We start from the raw sequence: 19,634 nt of genomic DNA, 5'->3' as shown, positions 1-19,634 counted from the left end.
TAAAAATCGATGTTGATTATTCTTTTTTGAAATAATCGTGTTCTATCCAATTCTTTATCTGTTGTCGGTCATTTTGAAGTTCGCCATTCACCACTGCTTCAAGCATTGCCTGCAACGCTTCTTTTACCCATGGTCCACCTTTTTTTCCGGACCATTTTAACAAATCTGTACCTTTTACAATAAGCTCCTGTTTATGTCTAATAGGAAGCTTTGTCTGTATTTCAAGTATACTTTGTTGTGGCATTTGAACATCAAGCTGTCTCAACTCCGCAAAATAACATGCTGCCTCCAGTTCCTGTTGAGCATATACAAAGTAATCCATTTTCGTCCAGCCACTTTTTAAAGCTTTTAAAGCTTCTAACACAGCTTTTACAAATGCCATCTCCTTATTCGATAAACGATAGTCACCTAGCACTTCTCGCCAATGATCACCCTGTAAAGCCGCAAAATATGCCCAGCCTAATAGCTTGTCCTGCGTGTTAAATTCAGACCAGTCATCAGCTTGAAAAGTACCATTCAAATAATTCACTAGGCTACTTTCCTCAAGCTTTTTTATACCGTTAAAAACATCTTTCCCTACCCATAGTTTATCGAGCTCCGCCTTTATACGCTCTTTCGCAATCCAAGAAATATTATCGGCCTTGTCCTGCATTGCTTTCATGGTTTCTGATTCAATTAAAAAACCGAGCTGAGCTGAAAAACGTACGGCCCGTAGCATTCGTAATGCATCTTCCGAAAAACGTTTCTGTGCATCACCAACAGCTCGAATTACACCAGCCTCAATATCTTGGCGTCCTCCGTAAAAATCAACAAAAGAACCATCACGACGCATCGCAATGGCATTCATCGTAAAGTCTCGGCGCTGTAAATCTTCTTTTAACGAACGTACAAATTGCACTTCCTCGGGTCTACGGTGATCCGTATATTCACCATCTGTGCGATATGTCGTTACCTCCACCGATCCAGCTGGGTCGATAACAAGTACCGTCCCATGCTGAATCCCTATATCAACCGTGCGATTAAAGACAGACTTTACTTCGTCTGGCATCGCAATTGTCGCAACATCTACATCGTGGGCAGGACGACCGAGTATAGCATCTCGTACCGCACCACCAACGATCACTGCTTCAAAGCCTGCGTTTTCTAGTTGTTCAATAACTGAATAGGCTGCTTGCCATTCTTTATTGTTTTGCATGATTTCTTTCAGCAACCTTTTCATACAAATTTTCATATTGTTCTACAATTTTAGATGAATGGAATTTTTCATCAACAGCACGGATAGCTGCTTCTCGGAAATGTTGTAATTTCTCTTCATCCTTCAATAGGTTCACTGCATACTCTGCCACTGCGTCCGTATCACCTAATTCTACTATATAGCCATCTACACCATGCTCAATGACTTCTGGAATACCGCCTACAGCTGATCCAATACAAGGTACACCACAAGCCATTGCTTCAAGTAAGACTAACCCGAATGATTCCTGCTGTGATAGTAATAATTTAAGGTCACTGATCGCATATAATTCAGCCAAATTTTCTTGTTTGCCTAAAAATAGAACGTCCTCCATATAAGAACTTTCCTTTACTTGATCCATTACACGATGCTTTTCTGGGCCATCTCCTACTAGCAACAGCTTTGCCTTCATGTTGGCACGAATCTTCATAAAAGCGTCTATAATATGGGGAAGATTCTTAATTTTACGGAAGTTAGATACGTGAATAATCACTTTTTCATCCTCTTGAATTCCAAATTGTTCCTTCAGGGTTCCTGAATTGCGCGGGAAGTATTCACGTTCATCAACAAAGTTGTAAATCGTATTAATTGGCTTTACTGTATCAATAAGCTCATAGGTTTGTTGCTTTAAGGCCTCTGACACTGTCGTAACAATATCAGATTTGTTAATTCCATACTTAATTGCCTGTGAAAGGGTGGAATCCTGCCCAAGCACTGAAATATCTGTACCATGTAGCGTTGTGACAATCCCTATGTCACGACCACTCATTTCACGTGCTAAGACAGCACAGACCGCATGTGGTATTGCATAATGCACATGAAGCACATCTAGTTCTTCATCCTTAATCACGTCCGCCATTTTACTCGCTAATGCTATATCATATGGCGAATATTGAAATACTGAATAATTATTAACTTCTACTTCATGGAAAAAGACGGTTGGATAAATTTTATTCAATCGAAATGGTACGCTTGAGGTGATGAAATGAATCTCGTGTCCTCTCTCTGCAAGCATTTTTCCTAATTCTGTTGCAATAACACCAGAGCCTCCAACAGTTGGATAACAGGTAATGCCAATTTTTAGCTTTTTCATTCGATTATCATCCTTTCTAAATCACGTCTTTTTTTAATTTCGTCTTTCTTGAATCAGTCTCCAATCCACAAAGCCTTCTTGTAGGCCTTTTAGTAATATTTCTGCAGTTCCCATATTTGTGGCCAGTGGCACTTGGTAAACATCACAAAGACGAATAAGTGCAGAAACATCTGGCTCATGTGGTTGTGCTGTTAAAGGATCACGGAAAAAAATGACCATGTCCATATCATTATTGGCAATCATTGCGCCAATTTGTTGATCGCCACCGAGTGGTCCAGAACGGAAACGTGTTACTTCTAAGCCTGTAGCTTCCATAACACGCTGTCCTGTTGTACCTGTAGCAAACAACGTATGCTCATTTAAAATATTTCGGTAAGCTATAGCAAACTGTACTAAATTATCTTTTTTACGATCATGTGCAATTAATGCGATTTTCATAATGCTTCCATCCCAATCTTTAGATGATGTTTTCTAAACCATATACAAGTTGATCCATTTTCATGACCTCTTCTACGCAGAATGCTACACCAGACATAAAAGAATTACGGTTTAACGAATCATGACGAATTGTTAATAGCTGCCCATCTCCGCCAAATAACACTTGCTGGTGTGCCACTAAACCTGGTAAACGAACAGAGTGAATACGCATACCATCAAATTCTCCACCTCTTGCACCCTCAATAGTTTCTTTTTCCTCTGGATGTCCTTGCATCTTTTGTGCTCGCACTCCTTGAATCAACTGTGCCGTTTTAACAGCTGTTCCTGATGGAGCATCCAGCTTTTGATCGTGGTGCATTTCAATAATTTCAACATCAGGTAAATATTTTGCCGCTTCCTTAGCAAATTTCATCATAAGGATTGCCCCTATAGCAAAGTTTGGAGCAATAATACAGCCTAGCTCTTTTTCTTTAGCCATTGCTGATAATTCCACTAGTTGTTCATCTGTAAAGCCTGTTGTACCAATTACAGGTCGTACATTTAAATTCAAGGCCTCTTTAGTATGTTTGTATACTGCATGCGGGCTTGTTAAATCTACTAATACGTCAGGTGCAGTCGCCTCTACAAGTTCAGACATATCTGTAAAGATTGGAGCCGTATAACTTGCCGGAAACATCTCCAAATCACCTAATGTTTTTCCAACTTCCTTATAATCTAGTACAGCTACTAATTCCATTTTGTCATGCTTCATGACCGTATGTACAGCCTCAGCTCCCATTTTTCCTCTAGGTCCTGCTATTGCTACACGAATTGACATCATTCTCCATCCTTTCTAGTCCAGCGATCTTTATCCCTTGTTTCAAATTTATGTATAACGCGTAAAAGTGCTTCATCTAATTTAATGCCCTGTGCATTTGCAAAGCACACTAAAACAAAGAAAAAGTCACCTAATTCTTCTTCAATACTGTTTGCTTCCTCTGTATTCTTTTTCTTCTTTTGCCCGTAAACGTCTTGCACTTCACGAGACAATTCACCAAGTTCCTCGGTTAGACGTGCCAGTAACTCGAATGGCGGGAAATAGCCTTCTTTAAATTGTCCTATATAATCATCTACACGCTGCTGTAAAGCTTGCATTGTCACTTGTTCAGTCATCTAAATCACACTCCTACTTACCATCGTATAAAATTTACACCATTGTTGTCAAAAACAATAAAATGTCAGATAATAGATAGCACTACTTCATTTGTTTGGAACTTCAGGAGGTCATATGCTAAAACAGATCAAAATCAGCAATATCATCGCAATAATGCTCGGAGCTGCGATTTTTAGCTTCGGCTTCGTCCACTTCAACATGCAAAATCAACTCGGTGAAGGTGGCCTAAGTGGGATTACACTCATACTTTATTTTACACTTGGCTGGGACCCTGCTTTAATGAATTTACTATTAAACATTCCTATGTTTATTATTGGGTATCGTTTACTTGGGAAAAAATCATTTATTTATACGCTTGTTGGAACTTTATCTGTTTCAGTTTTCCTTAAAGTTTTCCAAAAGTATCAATTTACTATTCATTTAGAGGACGATCTGTTACTTGTTGCTCTTTTTGCAGGGGTTTTTGTTGGACTAGGGCTCGGTATCGTCTTTCGCTTCGGTGGTACAACTGGCGGTGTAGATATTTTGGCTCGCCTTGGGCATAAATATTTTGGTTGGAGTATGGGTAAAACGATGTTCATCTTTGACGCAATTGTCATTATCCTATCATGGCTAACATTTTTAGATGCACGCTCTATGATGTATACCCTTGTTGCGGTATTTGTTGGTGCGCGCGTCATTGATTTTGTTCAAGAAGGAGCATATGCAGCACGTGGAGCACTTATTATATCTGAAAAATCTAGCGCCATTGCTGAGATGATCGCAATACGAATGGAACGCGGTATTACTATACTTGAAGGTCATGGCCATTTTACTAAGCAACAAAAAGAAGTTATTTATTGTGTCATCGGCCGCAATGAGGTTGTACGTTTAAAATCCATTGTTCATGAGGTGGATCCACACGCTTTCGTTTCTATAATAGAAGTACGTGATGTTGCAGGAGAAGGCTTCACGCTAGACGACCAAAAACAACCGCTCCATTAAAACGAACAATTTGCCTGCTCTTTCGAATAAAACATTCGTTGAGGTAGGCTTTTTTACATAGTAAAGTAACGGATTAAAAAACTTGCTATAGTGAATTACCACTACAACAAGTTTTTTATTAGTCGTCACTTCGCATATTTGTAAAGATTAATACTAAACGTAATAATTCTAATACAGCTACTGCTGCCGCGGCAACATATGTTAATGCTGCAGCACTTAACACTTTGCGTGCTGGGCGCTCTTCTTCATTTGTAATAATACCTAGAGAATTCATTTGCACTAACGCACGCTTGGATGCATCAAACTCTACTGGTAACGTTACTAATTGGAAAACCACGCCTGCTGCTAACAATACGATACCTAAAAGTAAAAATTTTGGATTCGTTGCAAAAATACCAATCATGACAAATATCCAAGACATATTTGATGAAATATTTGCAACTGGCACTAGCTTACTACGTAATGTCAGCATTGAATAAGCTTCTTTATGCTGGATGGCATGGCCAACCTCATGGGCAGCAACTGCAGCTCCAGCAATACTCGCCTCATAAAAGTTACTTTCCGATAAAGCAACTGTTTTTGTCGCCGGATTATAGTGATCAGACAACACACCTTGTGTTGGAACAACTCGTACATCATATAAGCCGTTTGCATCTAAAATCGCACGCGCTACCTCTGCACCTGTTTGTCCCTTCATTGTACGTTCTTTTGCAAACTTATTATACGTGCCCTTTACTTTCATCTGTGCGTAAAGCGGCAGTAGCATTATGATTGCAAAATAAACAATATACATACTTGTTGACAATTTTTTAACCCCTTTCTATCTCAATACTATAATTCTATAATCAATTACCTAATTCGGCAAATATTTGCGCCACCTAATTGAGAAGATGGCTAGAAAAATGCATGTAATGGATAACCAAAAAGTAAAATAACCAATATAACTTGTATAATCTGCTAAATCTCGGTACATCGGCATTTGGCCAAATACATAATCAATTACATCATTATGCAATGTCCATACGGCTGCCACGGCAATATGCCAATATGAAAAAACATATTTACCGAGATACAAAATTGCTTGAACAGCCATAGCAAAATGTGAGCCAACAAGCATCCAGCCTTGCCAGCCAATAGATCCCGTTTCAACCAACGTCCAAATATTCATCACATCGGCCCAGATTCCATATTTGACCAGCGTTATAAGTGCTAGCACTTCCATTAGCGGCCATTTTTTTTCCATAATCCATGCTAACAATACAAAGCAAAAGAATAGGCTGGCTGTCGGGCTGTCCGGCACAAAAATATAAAAGATGGGCTTCGTGATGGCAAGCTGCCCTCCATACCAATAATAACCGTAAATAGTTCCTAATAGATTGATAATAAGTAATAGTATTAAAAATGATTTATGTGTAAGGAGAAACCAGACGTTTGCACGTGTAATTTGCATAATTAAAACTCCTTTATCTTCTGTCTTTACTAAGATGCCTTTTTTATTTGTTATTATGTATAAATTAATCTTTAATTAGCCACATACTATCGATAATGAATATTGGCAGTATTTTTGTTGTCCAAAACCTTAACGTGGGGTTGATTTCCTTTCCGACTAGGCGCTTTCCCGGGGGCGTTCAGTCGGAAAGGAAATCAACTTATGTACATAGCTTACATTTTAACCAATGTCATGCCTATCTTTTATTGATGAGCTTTTTCTAACACTTCAAAATAGACCACATCAAATGTTTGGATAGCACAGGGTTAGTTCTACATAAATTCCGGGGACTGGCCTGCCACTTTCGAATATCTAAAATGTATCCTCATAAATATTATAGAACTAAAATACATTCTGGGGAACTTTTTTGAAGTTGTAACAGTCACATTATTATACTAGAAGAAAAAAAGAGCCAGTTTCCTGACTCTTTTAAACTATACTTATTTATCTTCTTTTAAGCTCGCAACAAATTCAGCTATTTGCTTCGCTTCTTCATCTGTACCCTTGAATACACCAGGTGGCATTTTGCCTCGACCGTTATGGATAATATCTTCAATTTCGTCAGCTGTTAGTGTGTTACCAAGTAATGTTGGAGCAGCTGGGCCACCTTTTAAGTCAGCCGCATGACAGCCGATACAAGATTGAGCTGCGTCACTTGTTTCACCAGTCCAAATTTTATAACCTGGTAGTGATTCATCAATAGTAACTTGAACTTCTGTTTCAATTGCGCCCATTGCTTTTTGAGCTTCCCAGTCATGGTTAGCAACTGCTTCCCATGTTAAGTAAAACATAGATGCCAGAGTCAATAACATAAACGCTGTTGGTAACGGACGTTTAGATGGACGACGTTCTGGACTTTTATCTAAAAATGGCATTAATAATAGCGCTCCAAATGCAAGACCTGGAATTACAACTGTTCCAATAACATTATATGGACCTGAAGCATATGTGTATTTTAATAATTGATATAAGAATAAGAAGTACCAGTCCGGTAATGGAATGTACGCTCTTGTCGGATCAGCTGGTCCTTCAAGTGGTGATGGATGTGCAACTGTTAATATTAAATAAGCAATTAAAAATACAGCACCAACCATCCATTCTTTTAGTAAGAAGTTCGGCCAGAAAGCTTCCGTCTTACCTGGATATTCGGAATAATCCTTTGGAACGTTCGGCATTCTGTGATTCGCTTTAATACGAGAATCACCAACAAATTTCATTCCTTTTCCGCGATGCATTATGTCCCCTCCTTTAAAAAATCATCGAACCGTCAAGAACTATTACAACGGCCCTGAAATTCCTTGACGACGAATCATGATAAAGTGTGCTGCAAGTAATGCAAACAATACTGCAGGTAAGAAGAATACATGAATCGCAAAGAATCGTGTTAACGTTTGAGCACCAAGAATAGTTGAGTCACCCGCTAATAAGATTTTAATCCATTCACCGATAAACGGTACAGATGCAGCAATTTGGATACCTACTTTTGTAGCGAATAATGCTTTCATATCCCAAGGCAATAAGTATCCTGTAAAACCAAGACCCATCATAACACCAAAAATACCTACACCAACCATCCAGTTTAATTCACGAGGTTTCTTATAAGAACCTGTAAAGAATACACGAAGTGTATGTAAGAACATCATAACGATTACTAATGAAGCTCCCCAGTGGTGCATACCGCGTACGATTTCACCAAATGCTACTTCGTTTTGTAAATAATAAACTGATTTCCAAGCATTCACTACGTCTGGTACATAGTACATTGTTAAGAACATACCTGATAGAATTTGAATTACTGTGATGAAGAAAGTTAATCCACCGAAACAGTAAACGAATGCTGAAAAATGATGTGCAGGGTTCACGTGCTCTGGCACTTCGTGGTCGGCAATATCACGCCAAATAGGTGTAATATCTAAGCGTTCATCGACCCAATCATAAATTTTATTTAGCACTGTTTTGTACCCCCTTACTTAACTAGAGTATTTGGATGAATTGGCCCAAGCGATAAATAACCATCATCTTCTTTAACTTCATATTCATCCAATGGACCTAATGGTGGTGTTCCTGCTACGTTATTACCATTCTTCTCATAGCGTCCACCATGACAAGCACAGAAGAATTGATCTGGGTGTGTTGAATCTGTTCCCCAGTCAACCATACATCCTAAATGCTTACAAACAGGAGATAATGCAACGATTTGATCGCCTTGTTTGAAAACCCATGCTACGTTTGTTACGTCTGATTTGTACCATGCATCAACTTGTTCAAATGTTAAGTCAACTTTAACAGGTTTGTCAGTAATATCAGCGATTTTATGCTCTGTTTTTACAAAGTTCCCACCAGCATGACTTTGTAGCACTGGGTCTATTGCAAAACGAAGCATTGGCATCAGCATACCTGCCGCCATAAAGCCACCTACACCAGTTAGTGTATAGCTTAGGAATTGACGACGTGAAACTCGATTATTACTCATTTTTTTCCCCCCTCTAACTTAAAGGTCAGTCCAACGGACATTCATTTACAAATAGTAATACTAGGACATATCTATGATATATCAACTCCATAGCTTGGTCAATATAGCATTCTGTGGAAAGCTGGAGAATGTGAACAATTATTGAAACTAATTGTTAAATCTGTGTCCATTTGGTCGAAAAGATCGGAATCACTTGTCGCAATTGATCTTCGAGAATGGAGCTTTTCACGCCTTTATCCATACTTTCTAACGGAATCGCTGGTAGCCAAATAACATTTACTTCATCTCCAATATTTGTCCAAAAATGGTCACAAGTAATGAAGAACACATGCTTAAAACCAGCATTATGTAATTGTGCCTCTAATTGCTTCGGCATATCTTCGTTTTTTAATGTTGCACTATACGTAAACGGTGGCATCAATAATAAACGACCTTTAAACTGTTGTTCGACAAAAGATGTAAGCGATAACAAAAAATCCACTTCTGTACCACTCTGTTTCATTTTTTCAGGAGTTAAATCGACGGTTACGAGTGGAACAATTGCTGTATCGATAAATTCCTTCTGTGCCATAAACAATGTCACATCACTTGCATTAAAATACATCTCACAAACCTCCTCTTGTTGCATAAATCAATTTCGCCTTGGCGTAATTGCGTCCGGATTTTGGGCACAATCCCGCCGGGGCTTTATCTTCATGCAGCAGGGTTTGGTACCCCCACTGCATGAAGATAAAAAAATGCCCTTCTCCACTCTTCAATAGGATAGCCAATAAAAAGTGAAAACAATCATTCACTTGTTATGTTATCATATTGAGGTAGATAAAGGACATTCCATTTTTACTTATAACTAACGTAAATTAGCCGTTTCCTTTAAAGCTTGTAACAAATTAGACAATTCATAAAAGCGATCTTCATCTCCCTGATCGAGGGCTTCATCAATTTGCGCGAGTAATTTTTCTTCTTGGAATACGAGTAAGCTGTTGGAAAGCAGCTCTTCAGCCAGTAAGCGATCTTTTTCACTAACAATCAGTGCTTCTGGCATATAAGGGTTTTCTTCAAGAACTGCTAAGTATTGTGCACTTGGTGGTACATTTGGAAAATTCAATTGTATATACATATCTTCATGCTCATGTAAACGTAAATCATGGAAGGATTTCTCAGCATCTGCTGTCATTACATTGCCTTTGTAAAAACGAAACGGCACTCCTGTTGAATCGACCGTTGACATTACCATTGCTCTAGGGCAATAGTGAGCTTCTTCAACAAATCGAATTCGTTTTAATAACTCATCGTTACTTAATAAGTAATTCAAAATCCATACACACTCACGACGTTTCAATTGATAATTTTTTAAAAACCATCTAACAAATGCTTTTTTATCGACAACTGATACAGAAGCAGTCATACCCACTCCCTCCTTTACTCAAATTCTAAGGTTTCTAACTTCTCTTGCCACTCCAGTTCACCCGGCTGAATAGTTATTAATTGACCGAGCACTTCTTTAGCTTCTGAGCGTTTTCCTTCCTCTAACAAGAAATAAACATACTTTTCTAAAAATACTGCGTCTTCCTTAAAATCATTATATGCCAAACGGTAAAATTCGTATGCACGGTCGTACAATTCTAAATTTTCATATGCAACCGCAGCAAATGGGTATAAGGTGCTCCATTCAAAATCATTTTTTTGCAACGTTTCAAATAATTCTATTACATCCTCATGACGCTCTTGCTGTGCCAACACGGAGATTAATGTTAATACTGCCTCCATGTATTCAGGATCTAAGGCAATGGCTTCACGTAGATGCTGCTCACCCTCAGCTGGCAAACCAGTTTTTAAAGCCATTTTACCGGCGAATAAAAATAAGGACTTATCGTATTCGTCACGCTTTAATCCTTCCAGAATGGCAGCGTATGCTTTTTTATTGTCCTCCGTCATGGCATAGCTTTCAGCAAGCAATAAATAGGCAGAAAAATAATCAGGGTCTAATTCTTTTAATTCCTCTAATTGTTTAATGGCCATTTCATATTTTTGTGATTGAAAGGCTGAATACGCTGCACCAAATAAAACATCTGGCTTTACTTCAGCTTCCAGAGCTTTTAAATAGTAATCTAAGGCCGTTTCATAGGCAGCTCCTGCACGATACACCTCAGCAAGTCGTTCTGTAAGACTTACCCCAGCAAATTCAACTTGTTGTTCATACAATTCTTCATATAGTCTCGCAGCCTCTAAGAAGCGACCCGTTTCAAATAAAAGCTCCGCTTTAGCAAATTGTAGTAATGGCTCATCAGGTAATATAGATAGTGCCTCATTGATGCGCATTTCTGCTACTTCAAACAATCCTTGCATTTGATAATAATCCGCTAATACTAATAATGCTTGAGGATATTCTGGAGCTGTCTCCTCTACTTCTAATAAAAAATCTAACGCTTCATCTTCATCGCCAAGTTCCATTAAGACGTTTGCACGATCAATTTTCAACTGTGCTTCTTCTGGGAATAAAAATTGTAAATGCTCCAGTACACGGTCAGCTTCCTTCATATATCCATACTGCATAAAAACTTCAGCTAGCGCATAAATGTCCTCAGGTAGCTCTTTCGTTAAAAATGTTTCAAGTAGCTGTTCAATTAATGCTAAGTCCCCTTGTTCAAGTGCTTGCATCATTTCAGTCATCGCATTGTTCACAGTCATTCACCTATTCTTTCATTAATACCTTTATGCTACAAAACATTTTCTCTCGAAACAAGAAAAAACTCCCCAAAAGACTTGGAGAGTCAAGCATAGATTTATATTACTTCCTCTATATGCTCGAAAAACGATGGATAAGAAACCGCAATACATTCTGCGTCATCTAAAGTTACAGCCCCATCTGTTATTAGTGCTGCAACAGCACCCATCATCCCTATACGATGATCACCATAGGTTTTAAGGCTAGCACCACGTAATGGAGTTGGTCCTTCAATAATCATGCCATCCTCAGTAGCTTCAATATTAGCACCTAGTTTTTTCAATTCATCCACAACAGCCGTTATCCGGTCTGTTTCCTTCACTTTTAACTCCTCGGCATCCTTAATAATAGTTTTACCGTTTGCCTGCGTTGCTAATAAAGCAAGGATCGGGATTTCATCGATAAGACGAGGAATAATATCTCCCTCAATGGTAGTGCCTTTTAATGTTGACGTTTCAATTGTAACTGTTGCTGTCGGCTCTGACTGGCTATCTTCATCCGGTATAAGTGTTATAGATGCTCCCATATTATGAAGCACTTTGATAATACCATCTCGTGTTGGATTAATTCCGACATTTTCTAGCGTTATTTTACTATCCTCACAGATGGCCCCTGCTACTAAGAAAAAGGCCGCAGATGAAATATCACCTGGCACAGACACATGTGTCCCTGTTAAAGTTTGTCCTCCTTTTAACGAAATAACACCATCCACCTCATCAACCTGTGCACCAAATTGACGTAGCATTCTCTCAGTATGATCTCGAGATACTTCAATTTCTCGCACAATTGTAGTACCTTCAGCGCGTAAACCAGCAAGTAAAACAGCTGACTTCACCTGCGCACTTGCAACAGGCATGTGGTAATCAATAGCTTGTAATGCTGTACCTTGAATGGCTAATGGCGTATATTGTCCATCTGCCCTTCCAGTAATGTGTGCGCCCATTTGACGTAACGGATCAATAACACGGCGCATCGGTCGCTTTCCAATGGACGCATCCCCTGTCATTACTGAATGTACAGTAGATCCAGCTAAAATACCTAGCATTAAGCGTGTCGTTGTACCAGAATTTCCTGTGTATAGTACCTCTGTAGGCTCTTGCCACCCCTCTATACCTGGGCTGTCGATGGATACATTTGTTCCTTCTACGTCAATTTTCACACCGAGCTTACGGAAGCAATCAATTGTACTTAAACAATCCTCACCTAATAAAAAGCCGTCAACTGTTGTTTTTCCCGTTGCAATAGCTCCAAACATAACGGAACGGTGAGAGATAGATTTATCGCCAGGAATCGTTAAAGTTCCTTGTAAGGAAGGTTTATCATATTGTAATACTTTTTCACTCATCGTTTTCTTCCCTCCAATATGAAGATAGAAAGCGCCGTAATTTCGACGCTTTCTTTTAAATAGGCATTTCCTAGGATCCTATGAAATATATGTTTCATAATTAGCGCGCTTTTGTATACACGCTGCTGCACGTTCACGGTCACTTTCACTTTGTAAGCTAATAACAAGAATCCCGAAAACGTCTTCTCTTGACTCTACGATACGTAAATTTGTAATACTAATCGCTTCGTCTGCAAGTAAGCCTGTCACCTCAGAAATAACCCCCGGATAGTCAGGAACATCAACATATAAGTCAAATGATGTGAACATTGCTCCTGCACTAATCGGTAATTCATCTCTTAGCTCTTTAGCAACTGCAAAGTATGTTTCTATGTCATCCGAGCTACCATTGAAAAGCAGCTCCTTTACACGACTCATTTCCTTTTCCCAGCCTTCTAGCTGCGCAATAAGCTCTTCTCGATTTTGTAATGTAATATCTCGCCATAAAATCGGATTGGACGAGGCAATACGCGTTACATCACGGAAGCCACCTGCAGCAAGTGAACGTGTCATTGGATATTCCCCGTTTTCTCCGCCCAATTGATGCACAAGAGAAGCAGCTACGACATGCGGAAAATGACTAACTACAGCTGTCATATGATCATGCTCACGAGCAGATACACTAACAACTTTTGCATGTGTAAATTTTAATAAACTTTCAAGCTGTGCCATATTGACAATTTCTTCACCGGCGAGCGGTGTTAGCATATAATACGCATTTTCAAAAAGGTGAGCCTTAGCAGCTAAAACACCGCTTTTATGTGAGCCTGCCATTGGATGTCCTCCAATAAAGGTAATGCCTAACTCACGTAGTTCCCCAGCCTTTTGCATAATCTTCTTTTTTGTACTTCCTGTATCTGTTACGATTACTTTATTTTTTAACGGCCATGTTTTTAATTGTTCCATCCATTCAAGCGTTGCGTTGACGGGAGTTCCAAAAATGATTACATCCACGTCGGCCACCACTTCTTTTGGATCTGTCACAATATCATGAACAATATTTACTGTTATCGCATGGTCACGAGTTTTCGCATCCATATCATAGCCAATAATTTTTGTTTCTGGTGCCTTTTGCAATGCCAAGGCAATCGAGCCTCCTATTAAGCCTAGCCCAATAACGAGCACGTTGCGTGTCATGCAAAAACTCCTAGCTCTTTTAGGACGTTTTCAAGGTGGCCTAACAATGCCGTATTTTGAGCCTCTGTTCCGATTGTCACGCGGACAAACCCAGGTAATCCTAACGCATTTCCACTACGGATTATAAAGCCTCGTTTCATTAGCTCATTGAAGACAACATCACTATCAGCATTCGTATTAAAGAAAATAAAGTTCGTATCAGAAGGGAAGTATTTCAAATTATGTTTCTCACAAAATTCAATATATTGTTTTTTACCTTTTTCATTTGCTTCACGGCAAGCATTTATATATTCTTGATCACTTAAAGCGATTGTCGCAACTGCTTGACTTAAAATTGTATTATTAAATGGCGCTCTTACTGGATCAAGCTTTGCAATTACTTCTGGTTGCCCAATTGCATAACCAACTCGGAAAGAAGCAAGACCATATGCTTTGGAGAATGTACGCATTAATAGTACATTGGGAAACTCGTCTATTAAAGGTAGAGTATCTTTGTGACCAGGATGCGTTACGTATTCGATATATGCTTCATCTAATACTACTAGTACATCACTTGGAACTTTAGCTAAAAATGCACGCAATTCAACATCAGGTATCACCACACCTGTTGGGTTATTTGGGCTACAAACCCAAATGATCGATGTATTACCATCAATTGCTGCTGCCATTGCATCAAGATCATGTGCACCTTCGATACAAGGAACTTTGCGTACCTCTGCGCCTTCTATTTCAGCATTGTGCCAGTATTGGGAGAAGGATGGGTCTGCCATCACTGTGTTTACACCTGGATACAACAATGCACGCGTAATAATTGCAATGATATCGTCGGAGCCGTTACCAAAAAGAAGCTGTGTTTCTTTGACACCTAGATGATTTGCAACAGCTGTACGTAAATTTTGCGCATAGCCGTCTGGATAGATCGCATGATTTACTGAATTATTTTGTAAATAAGCAGTTACCTTAGGTGAGCACCCAAATGGGTTTTCATTAGATGCTAATTTTACGACTTCTTGTAAGCCATATTCACGTTGTACTTCTTCAATTGGTTTACCAGGCTTATATGCTTGCATACCGTCCAATTGTTGTTTCCATTTCATCTCAAACATCTCCTCTTTTTATTTAGCTTGGGCTAAATCTGGTCTTAATTTCACTGCATCATTGAGATACAAGTGTTTTACATCCTTTTGTGCTACTTCCACATTTGCATGGATTAACACACGAATACAAAGTGGCAATGCGTTTGGCACGTCCATTTCATGCGTACACATGACAGGTACATATTGCCACCCGTCCATTAACCGTACAGCACGTGCTGGAAATGCTGACGTAATATCAGGTGTTGTGGATATTAGTATAGAAGCAATATCATCTATTTCCACATTATTGGCTGCTACTACTTCACGCACTAATCTTGCTGTCTCTTCCCATACAAGCTCTGGCTTGTCAGATTCAATTGTAATTGCTCCTCTAAGTCCACGAATCATACAAGCACCTCCGCTAATAGCTGTCGGAATTCGGCATCTACTTCTCTGCACTCCGCTAAATCAATTGGTTGTATGAATGGTTTACCAATTTTATCCAGTAGCACGAATTGTAAAATACCATACTCCGCTTTTTTATCTTTCATTAAATACTCTGTTAACTGTTCAAAGGAATATTCTTTTACAGCTTCAAATGGATAACCATTCTTCACTGCAAACTGCAAAAATGCTGTAGTGAAGGTACGATCTAATTCACCGTATCGTTCACTTAATAATAAACAATATACGAGTCCAATCATGACAGCCTCGCCATGCGCTACTTTTCCATAACCAGCGGCCGCTTCAATGGCATGCCCATAAGTATGACCTAAGTTTAAAAATTTCCGAACGGATTGCTCGGTTTCGTCTTCTGCTACGATTTGGGCCTTCACTTCAATACCTTTTCTTAGCTGCTTCGCTAATTCTTCAGTGGTGAAATGAATAACTGTCTCTGCAGCCATTAATTCCTCTAACCACGATGCATTAGAAATCATCGCGTGCTTGATCACTTCTGCTGTTCCTGAACGTACCTCGCGCTCAGGTAAGCTTTCGATAAAAACAGTATCATAAATAACTCCCTCAGGTTGATAAAATGCACCAATCATATTCTTACCTAGTGGATGGTTAATAGCTGTTTTACCGCCTACAGCTGAGTCATGTGCCAAAATCGTAGTTGGGATTTGAATAAACGGCACCCCACGCATATAAGTGGCTGCAACAAAACCTGTTAAATCACCTACAGCTCCCCCACCAAATGCAAAAATAAATGATTTACGCGAGCATTTTTGTTCAAGTAAAAATGTTTGCGCTGCATTGTATTGTTCAAATGTTTTACATGCCTCACCACCTGGTAAGATAAAAACCTCAAAATGATAAGGGAAATGAGCCTTGAAATAATCTCCTTGCGCTGCCCACACATTAGCATCCGTAAAAACAATGAGCTTATCCGCTTTTTGAAGCTTATCATCAAATGCTTTTACTGCTTCTGCTAAAAATTTATGACCAAGGACAACTTCATATTGATGGGATTTCGTCGCTACTGGTACTCGCATATTAGAACCCCTTTGTATAACGACGGTGTTCGTCGATTTGAGCTTTTAGTTGGGGTAATTGATCGCTATGGAATTGTTCCAATATTGCATTCGCTATTTCCCAGGCAATAACGTGCTCAGCAACAACTGACGCAGCTGGTACTGCACAGCTATCCGAGCGCTCTACACTTGCTTTAAATGGTTCTTTCGTTTCAATATCAACACTTTGCAACGGTTTATATAATGTAGGAATTGGTTTCATTACACCACGTACGACAATTGGCATTCCAGTAGACATTCCACCTTCTAAACCACCAAGTCGATTTGTTGCACGTGTATAGCCTTCTTCCTCTGACCAAATGATTTCATCATGTACTTCAGAGCCTTTACGGCGTGCCATTTCAAAGCCAATTCCAAATTCAACACCTTTAAATGCATTGATAGATAACATGGCAGCTGCTAATTTAGCATCTAGCTTACGGTCATAATGAACGTATGAACCTACACCAGCTGGCATTCCTTCAACAATGACTTCTACAACACCACCAATTGAGTCACCAGCTTTTTTCGCTTCATCAATTGCCTCCACCATTTTTGCCGAAGCCTCTGGGTCAACGCAATAGCAAGGATCTGCTTCAACAATGGCACGAATTTCATCTGCAGATTTTCCTTCGATTACGGAAGTGTCTGCCTTAATACCAACGATTTCTGTTACATGTGCCACTATAGAAATGCCTAATTCATTTAATAGCGCTTTGGCAACCGAACCTACTGCTACACGAACAGTTGTCTCACGCGCAGAGGAACGCTCTAACACATTGCGTAAATCACGGTGTCCGTATTTCATGCCGCCTACTAAATCTGCATGCCCTGGACGAGGGCGTGAAATTTGACGTTTGATATCGTCAGGATTCACATCTTCTGCTAACGGTTCTGCTCCCATAATTTTTGTCCAGTGCTTCCAGTCATCATTTGTGACTACGAGCGCTACGGGAGAACCAAGTGTTTGTCCGTGACGAACACCAGCGACTATTTCCACTGTATCTGTTTCGATTTGCATACGGCGGCCGCGTCCATGCCCTCCTTGACGACGTTTTAAATCATGGTTAATTTTTTCTGCTGTAATTGGTAAGAGCGACGGTAGGCCCTCAATAATTGTTGTTAATTGGGGTCCATGTGACTCTCCCGCTGTTAAGTAACGCATAAACACTTTCTCCCTTCAACTCGCTAAAGTATGTATTTTTCACTATAACATATATTCTCTAAAAAAACAGTCCTTTTGCAAATGTCTTTTAAGACTCGTTTTAATTGTTCGCAAATTTCGGATTGTTCCAGAAACTGTCCACCTCGTTAAATTAGAATATTCTGAACGATTCGCCCGAAAAAATTTTCTGCATATCCACTAATTGTTAGTCTTCAACAATCAGTTATCCCCTACCTAAGCTTTCATTAAAGTCTGAGGTTGGAGCCTTGCCCGAGATTCGAGATAGCTAATAAAAAATACGCTTTTTGCTTACATCAAGCGAAAAGCGTACGATTCATCTATGTCTAAAGCTTTGAAAATATGTACATGACATTCATATTATCTATTGTACAAATGCTTTTCTCATATTATTAACTATTTTCGTTTATAGAAGAACGTATCCTCGACTTCAAACTCATAACGAGATGGATTAAAGATTTGCTCTGTTGATCCAACAAATAAAACCCCATCTTTACGCAATGCTTTACTAAAATTAGTATAAATCTGATCTTTCGCTTCTTCCGTAAAATAAATCATCACATTGCGGCAAACAATTAAATCATGATTAGAATCGTAATGATCATTAAGTAAATTATGCTTCTTAAACGTCACACAACGTTTAATCTCATCCTTGACCCTATAAAAGGAACCTTCTTGCTCAAAATACTTGGCTTTAATATCACTCGGCACTTCTGCTAATGATCGCTCTGGATAAACACCTAATTTCGCCTTTTGAATGACATTCTCATCTAGATCAGTAGCAATGATTTGAATTTGAGATAATGGCAGTAATTGAGATAATACCATGACTAAAGAATAGGGTTCTTCACCCGTTGAACAAGCAGCACTCCAAATTTTTAAACGCTTATTAGATTGCAGTAATTTCGGAAATATTTTCTTCTGCAACACTTCCCAGCGCTTCCCATTGCGATAAAATTCGGAAACATTAATCGTCATACGATCTAAAAACTCATTCATTAAATTACGATCTTGTTCAAGTGCCTTTAGAAAGTCCACAAAATTACGATATCCCTTTTTCTCATACAGAGATGTTAATCGTCTTTTCATTTGCGCTTCTTTATATAGCGCTAAATCTATTCCTGTTTTGCGCTTTATACCTTCTATAAATTGTTCATAATCAGACATGCGGTCTTCTTCCCCTCTAGCGTCGTATTTCCATTATAGCGGAAAAGTGCCATTCCTGAAATAGTCTTTCACATGTAATCCAAGTTACTTGGTTGAGTTTTGTTTTTCCTCTAATAATAACACTTTGGATTGCTCTAATTCTAGACGTAATTTCTCTGTTTCCATCGTATACGTTTCTAATCTCAGCTTCTCTAGCTCCAATTCCTTTTCGATAGACTTTAATTTAATCTTTTGCTTTCTTGTGTTTGCATCAGTAAGTATCCCTACTAGTGCGATTAATACGCCTCCGAGAATTGCAACCATTGGAATTGACAATACGTCCACTTCCTTTCATTAATAATGATTATACGGCAAAATGGAAAAAATAGTTTCATTTTTCTTTTCATTCTTTCATTAATTTAGCAAAAATATTCATTTTGATATTTGTTACGACGTAGCCATTTAGTAAATTGCATCACGTCGTCCTATGATAACTCCTTCGAGACAAAACTTCCTTTTGGCCAATACTACTACGTCCAGTCGGAACGGATATCAATCTCACGTTATTGTATTGATCCAGTATTGTATTGATCCAGCCTTTCACA

22 protein-coding genes are annotated in these 19,634 nt (G+C 39.0%); 1 reads left to right on the top strand and 21 read right to left on the bottom strand.

The window, feature by feature from the left end; all coding sequences use genetic code 11:
* Nucleotides 1-16: 16 nt before the first annotated feature.
* The 5 genes from ACIQ7T_RS04330 to ACIQ7T_RS04310 are packed head-to-tail and all read right to left on the bottom strand — an operon-like array spanning nt 17 to nt 3,917.
* Complete coding sequence (locus ACIQ7T_RS04330; protein WP_402868809.1) at nt 17-1,195, bottom strand: CCA tRNA nucleotidyltransferase; 1,179 nt, start codon at nt 1,193-1,195, stop codon at nt 17-19.
* A complete protein-coding gene (gene bshA / locus ACIQ7T_RS04325; protein WP_370075865.1) occupies nt 1,182-2,327 on the bottom strand; it encodes an N-acetyl-alpha-D-glucosaminyl L-malate synthase BshA in 1,146 nt (381 codons plus the stop codon). Before bshA ends, ACIQ7T_RS04330 begins: the two co-directional genes overlap by 14 nt.
* Nucleotides 2,328-2,360: 33 nt before the next feature.
* The gene (mgsA, locus tag ACIQ7T_RS04320) at nt 2,361-2,765 is read right to left on the bottom strand and encodes a methylglyoxal synthase (protein ID WP_370075867.1); all 405 of its coding nucleotides are present in this window, start codon (nt 2,763-2,765) and stop codon (nt 2,361-2,363) included.
* A 19-nt stretch (nt 2,766-2,784) separates the two neighbouring features.
* Nucleotides 2,785-3,582, bottom strand: coding sequence for a 4-hydroxy-tetrahydrodipicolinate reductase (dapB, locus tag ACIQ7T_RS04315; RefSeq protein WP_370075869.1), 798 nt, complete (start codon nt 3,580-3,582; stop codon nt 2,785-2,787).
* A complete protein-coding gene (locus ACIQ7T_RS04310) occupies nt 3,582-3,917 on the bottom strand; it encodes a nucleotide pyrophosphohydrolase (protein WP_370075871.1) in 336 nt (111 codons plus the stop codon). Before ACIQ7T_RS04310 ends, dapB begins: the two co-directional genes overlap by 1 nt.
* Nucleotides 3,918-4,032: 115 nt before the next feature.
* On the opposite strand from ACIQ7T_RS04310, the gene ACIQ7T_RS04305 reads away from it, so the two are divergent.
* The gene (locus ACIQ7T_RS04305; protein WP_370075873.1) at nt 4,033-4,902 is read left to right on the top strand and encodes a YitT family protein; all 870 of its coding nucleotides are present in this window, start codon (nt 4,033-4,035) and stop codon (nt 4,900-4,902) included.
* 118 nt (nt 4,903-5,020) lie between these two features.
* Here ACIQ7T_RS04305 and ACIQ7T_RS04300 read toward each other — a convergent pair whose 3' ends face one another.
* The 16 genes from ACIQ7T_RS04300 to ACIQ7T_RS04225 form a co-directional block, all read right to left on the bottom strand.
* A complete protein-coding gene (locus ACIQ7T_RS04300; protein WP_053593597.1) occupies nt 5,021-5,695 on the bottom strand; it encodes a zinc metallopeptidase in 675 nt (224 codons plus the stop codon).
* Between the two features lie 60 nt (nt 5,696-5,755).
* Nucleotides 5,756-6,352: a lipoprotein heptaprenylglyceryl N-acetyltransferase LhaT gene (gene lhaT, locus ACIQ7T_RS04295; RefSeq protein WP_370075877.1), complete on the bottom strand. Its 597-nt coding sequence runs from the start codon at nt 6,350-6,352 to the stop codon at nt 5,756-5,758.
* A 479-nt stretch (nt 6,353-6,831) separates the two neighbouring features.
* Nucleotides 6,832-7,626: a menaquinol-cytochrome c reductase cytochrome b/c subunit gene (locus ACIQ7T_RS04290; protein ID WP_370075879.1), complete on the bottom strand. Its 795-nt coding sequence runs from the start codon at nt 7,624-7,626 to the stop codon at nt 6,832-6,834.
* Between the two features lie 42 nt (nt 7,627-7,668).
* The gene (qcrB, locus tag ACIQ7T_RS04285; protein WP_053482547.1) at nt 7,669-8,343 is read right to left on the bottom strand and encodes a menaquinol-cytochrome c reductase cytochrome b subunit; all 675 of its coding nucleotides are present in this window, start codon (nt 8,341-8,343) and stop codon (nt 7,669-7,671) included.
* Nucleotides 8,344-8,357: 14 nt separating this feature from the next.
* The gene (locus tag ACIQ7T_RS04280) at nt 8,358-8,864 is read right to left on the bottom strand and encodes a Rieske (2Fe-2S) protein (protein ID WP_142508359.1); all 507 of its coding nucleotides are present in this window, start codon (nt 8,862-8,864) and stop codon (nt 8,358-8,360) included.
* A 154-nt stretch (nt 8,865-9,018) separates the two neighbouring features.
* Complete coding sequence (locus ACIQ7T_RS04275; RefSeq protein ID WP_370075881.1) at nt 9,019-9,468, bottom strand: DUF2487 family protein; 450 nt, start codon at nt 9,466-9,468, stop codon at nt 9,019-9,021.
* Nucleotides 9,469-9,711: 243 nt separating this feature from the next.
* The gene (locus ACIQ7T_RS04270; protein WP_370075883.1) at nt 9,712-10,269 is read right to left on the bottom strand and encodes a ReoY family proteolytic degradation factor; all 558 of its coding nucleotides are present in this window, start codon (nt 10,267-10,269) and stop codon (nt 9,712-9,714) included.
* A gap of 14 nt (nt 10,270-10,283) precedes the next feature.
* The gene (locus tag ACIQ7T_RS04265; protein WP_370075885.1) at nt 10,284-11,552 is read right to left on the bottom strand and encodes a tetratricopeptide repeat protein; all 1,269 of its coding nucleotides are present in this window, start codon (nt 11,550-11,552) and stop codon (nt 10,284-10,286) included.
* Between the two features lie 95 nt (nt 11,553-11,647).
* Nucleotides 11,648-12,934, bottom strand: a complete 1,287-nt coding sequence (aroA, locus tag ACIQ7T_RS04260) for a 3-phosphoshikimate 1-carboxyvinyltransferase (RefSeq protein ID WP_370075887.1) — start codon at nt 12,932-12,934, stop codon at nt 11,648-11,650.
* A 78-nt stretch (nt 12,935-13,012) separates the two neighbouring features.
* The gene (locus ACIQ7T_RS04255) at nt 13,013-14,110 is read right to left on the bottom strand and encodes a prephenate dehydrogenase (RefSeq protein ID WP_402868803.1); all 1,098 of its coding nucleotides are present in this window, start codon (nt 14,108-14,110) and stop codon (nt 13,013-13,015) included.
* Nucleotides 14,107-15,207, bottom strand: a complete 1,101-nt coding sequence (hisC, locus tag ACIQ7T_RS04250) for a histidinol-phosphate transaminase (protein WP_370075891.1) — start codon at nt 15,205-15,207, stop codon at nt 14,107-14,109. The genes ACIQ7T_RS04255 and hisC overlap by 4 nt, the downstream gene beginning before the upstream one ends.
* A gap of 18 nt (nt 15,208-15,225) precedes the next feature.
* Nucleotides 15,226-15,594: a chorismate mutase gene (gene aroH, locus ACIQ7T_RS04245; RefSeq protein ID WP_370075893.1), complete on the bottom strand. Its 369-nt coding sequence runs from the start codon at nt 15,592-15,594 to the stop codon at nt 15,226-15,228.
* On the bottom strand, nt 15,591-16,682 hold the full coding sequence (gene aroB / locus ACIQ7T_RS04240) for a 3-dehydroquinate synthase (RefSeq protein WP_402868801.1): 1,092 nt from the start codon (nt 16,680-16,682) through the stop codon (nt 15,591-15,593). The genes aroH and aroB overlap by 4 nt, the downstream gene beginning before the upstream one ends.
* Before the next feature lies 1 nt (nt 16,683).
* Complete coding sequence (gene aroC, locus ACIQ7T_RS04235; RefSeq protein ID WP_402868799.1) at nt 16,684-17,865, bottom strand: chorismate synthase; 1,182 nt, start codon at nt 17,863-17,865, stop codon at nt 16,684-16,686.
* Between the two features lie 414 nt (nt 17,866-18,279).
* A complete protein-coding gene (locus ACIQ7T_RS04230) occupies nt 18,280-19,050 on the bottom strand; it encodes a CheR family methyltransferase (protein WP_370075899.1) in 771 nt (256 codons plus the stop codon).
* 84 nt (nt 19,051-19,134) lie between these two features.
* Nucleotides 19,135-19,374 (bottom strand): hypothetical protein, encoded by a 240-nt coding sequence (locus tag ACIQ7T_RS04225; RefSeq protein WP_427445869.1) that lies wholly within the window; start codon nt 19,372-19,374, stop codon nt 19,135-19,137.
* Nucleotides 19,375-19,634 lie beyond the last annotated feature (260 nt).

The organism is Lysinibacillus sp. NPDC096212, from assembly GCF_044763105.1.
Lineage (GTDB): Bacteria > Bacillota > Bacilli > Bacillales_A > Planococcaceae > Lysinibacillus.
Note: the sequence above shows the minus strand (reverse complement) of the source record. Positions and strands in the feature narration are given on the sequence as shown.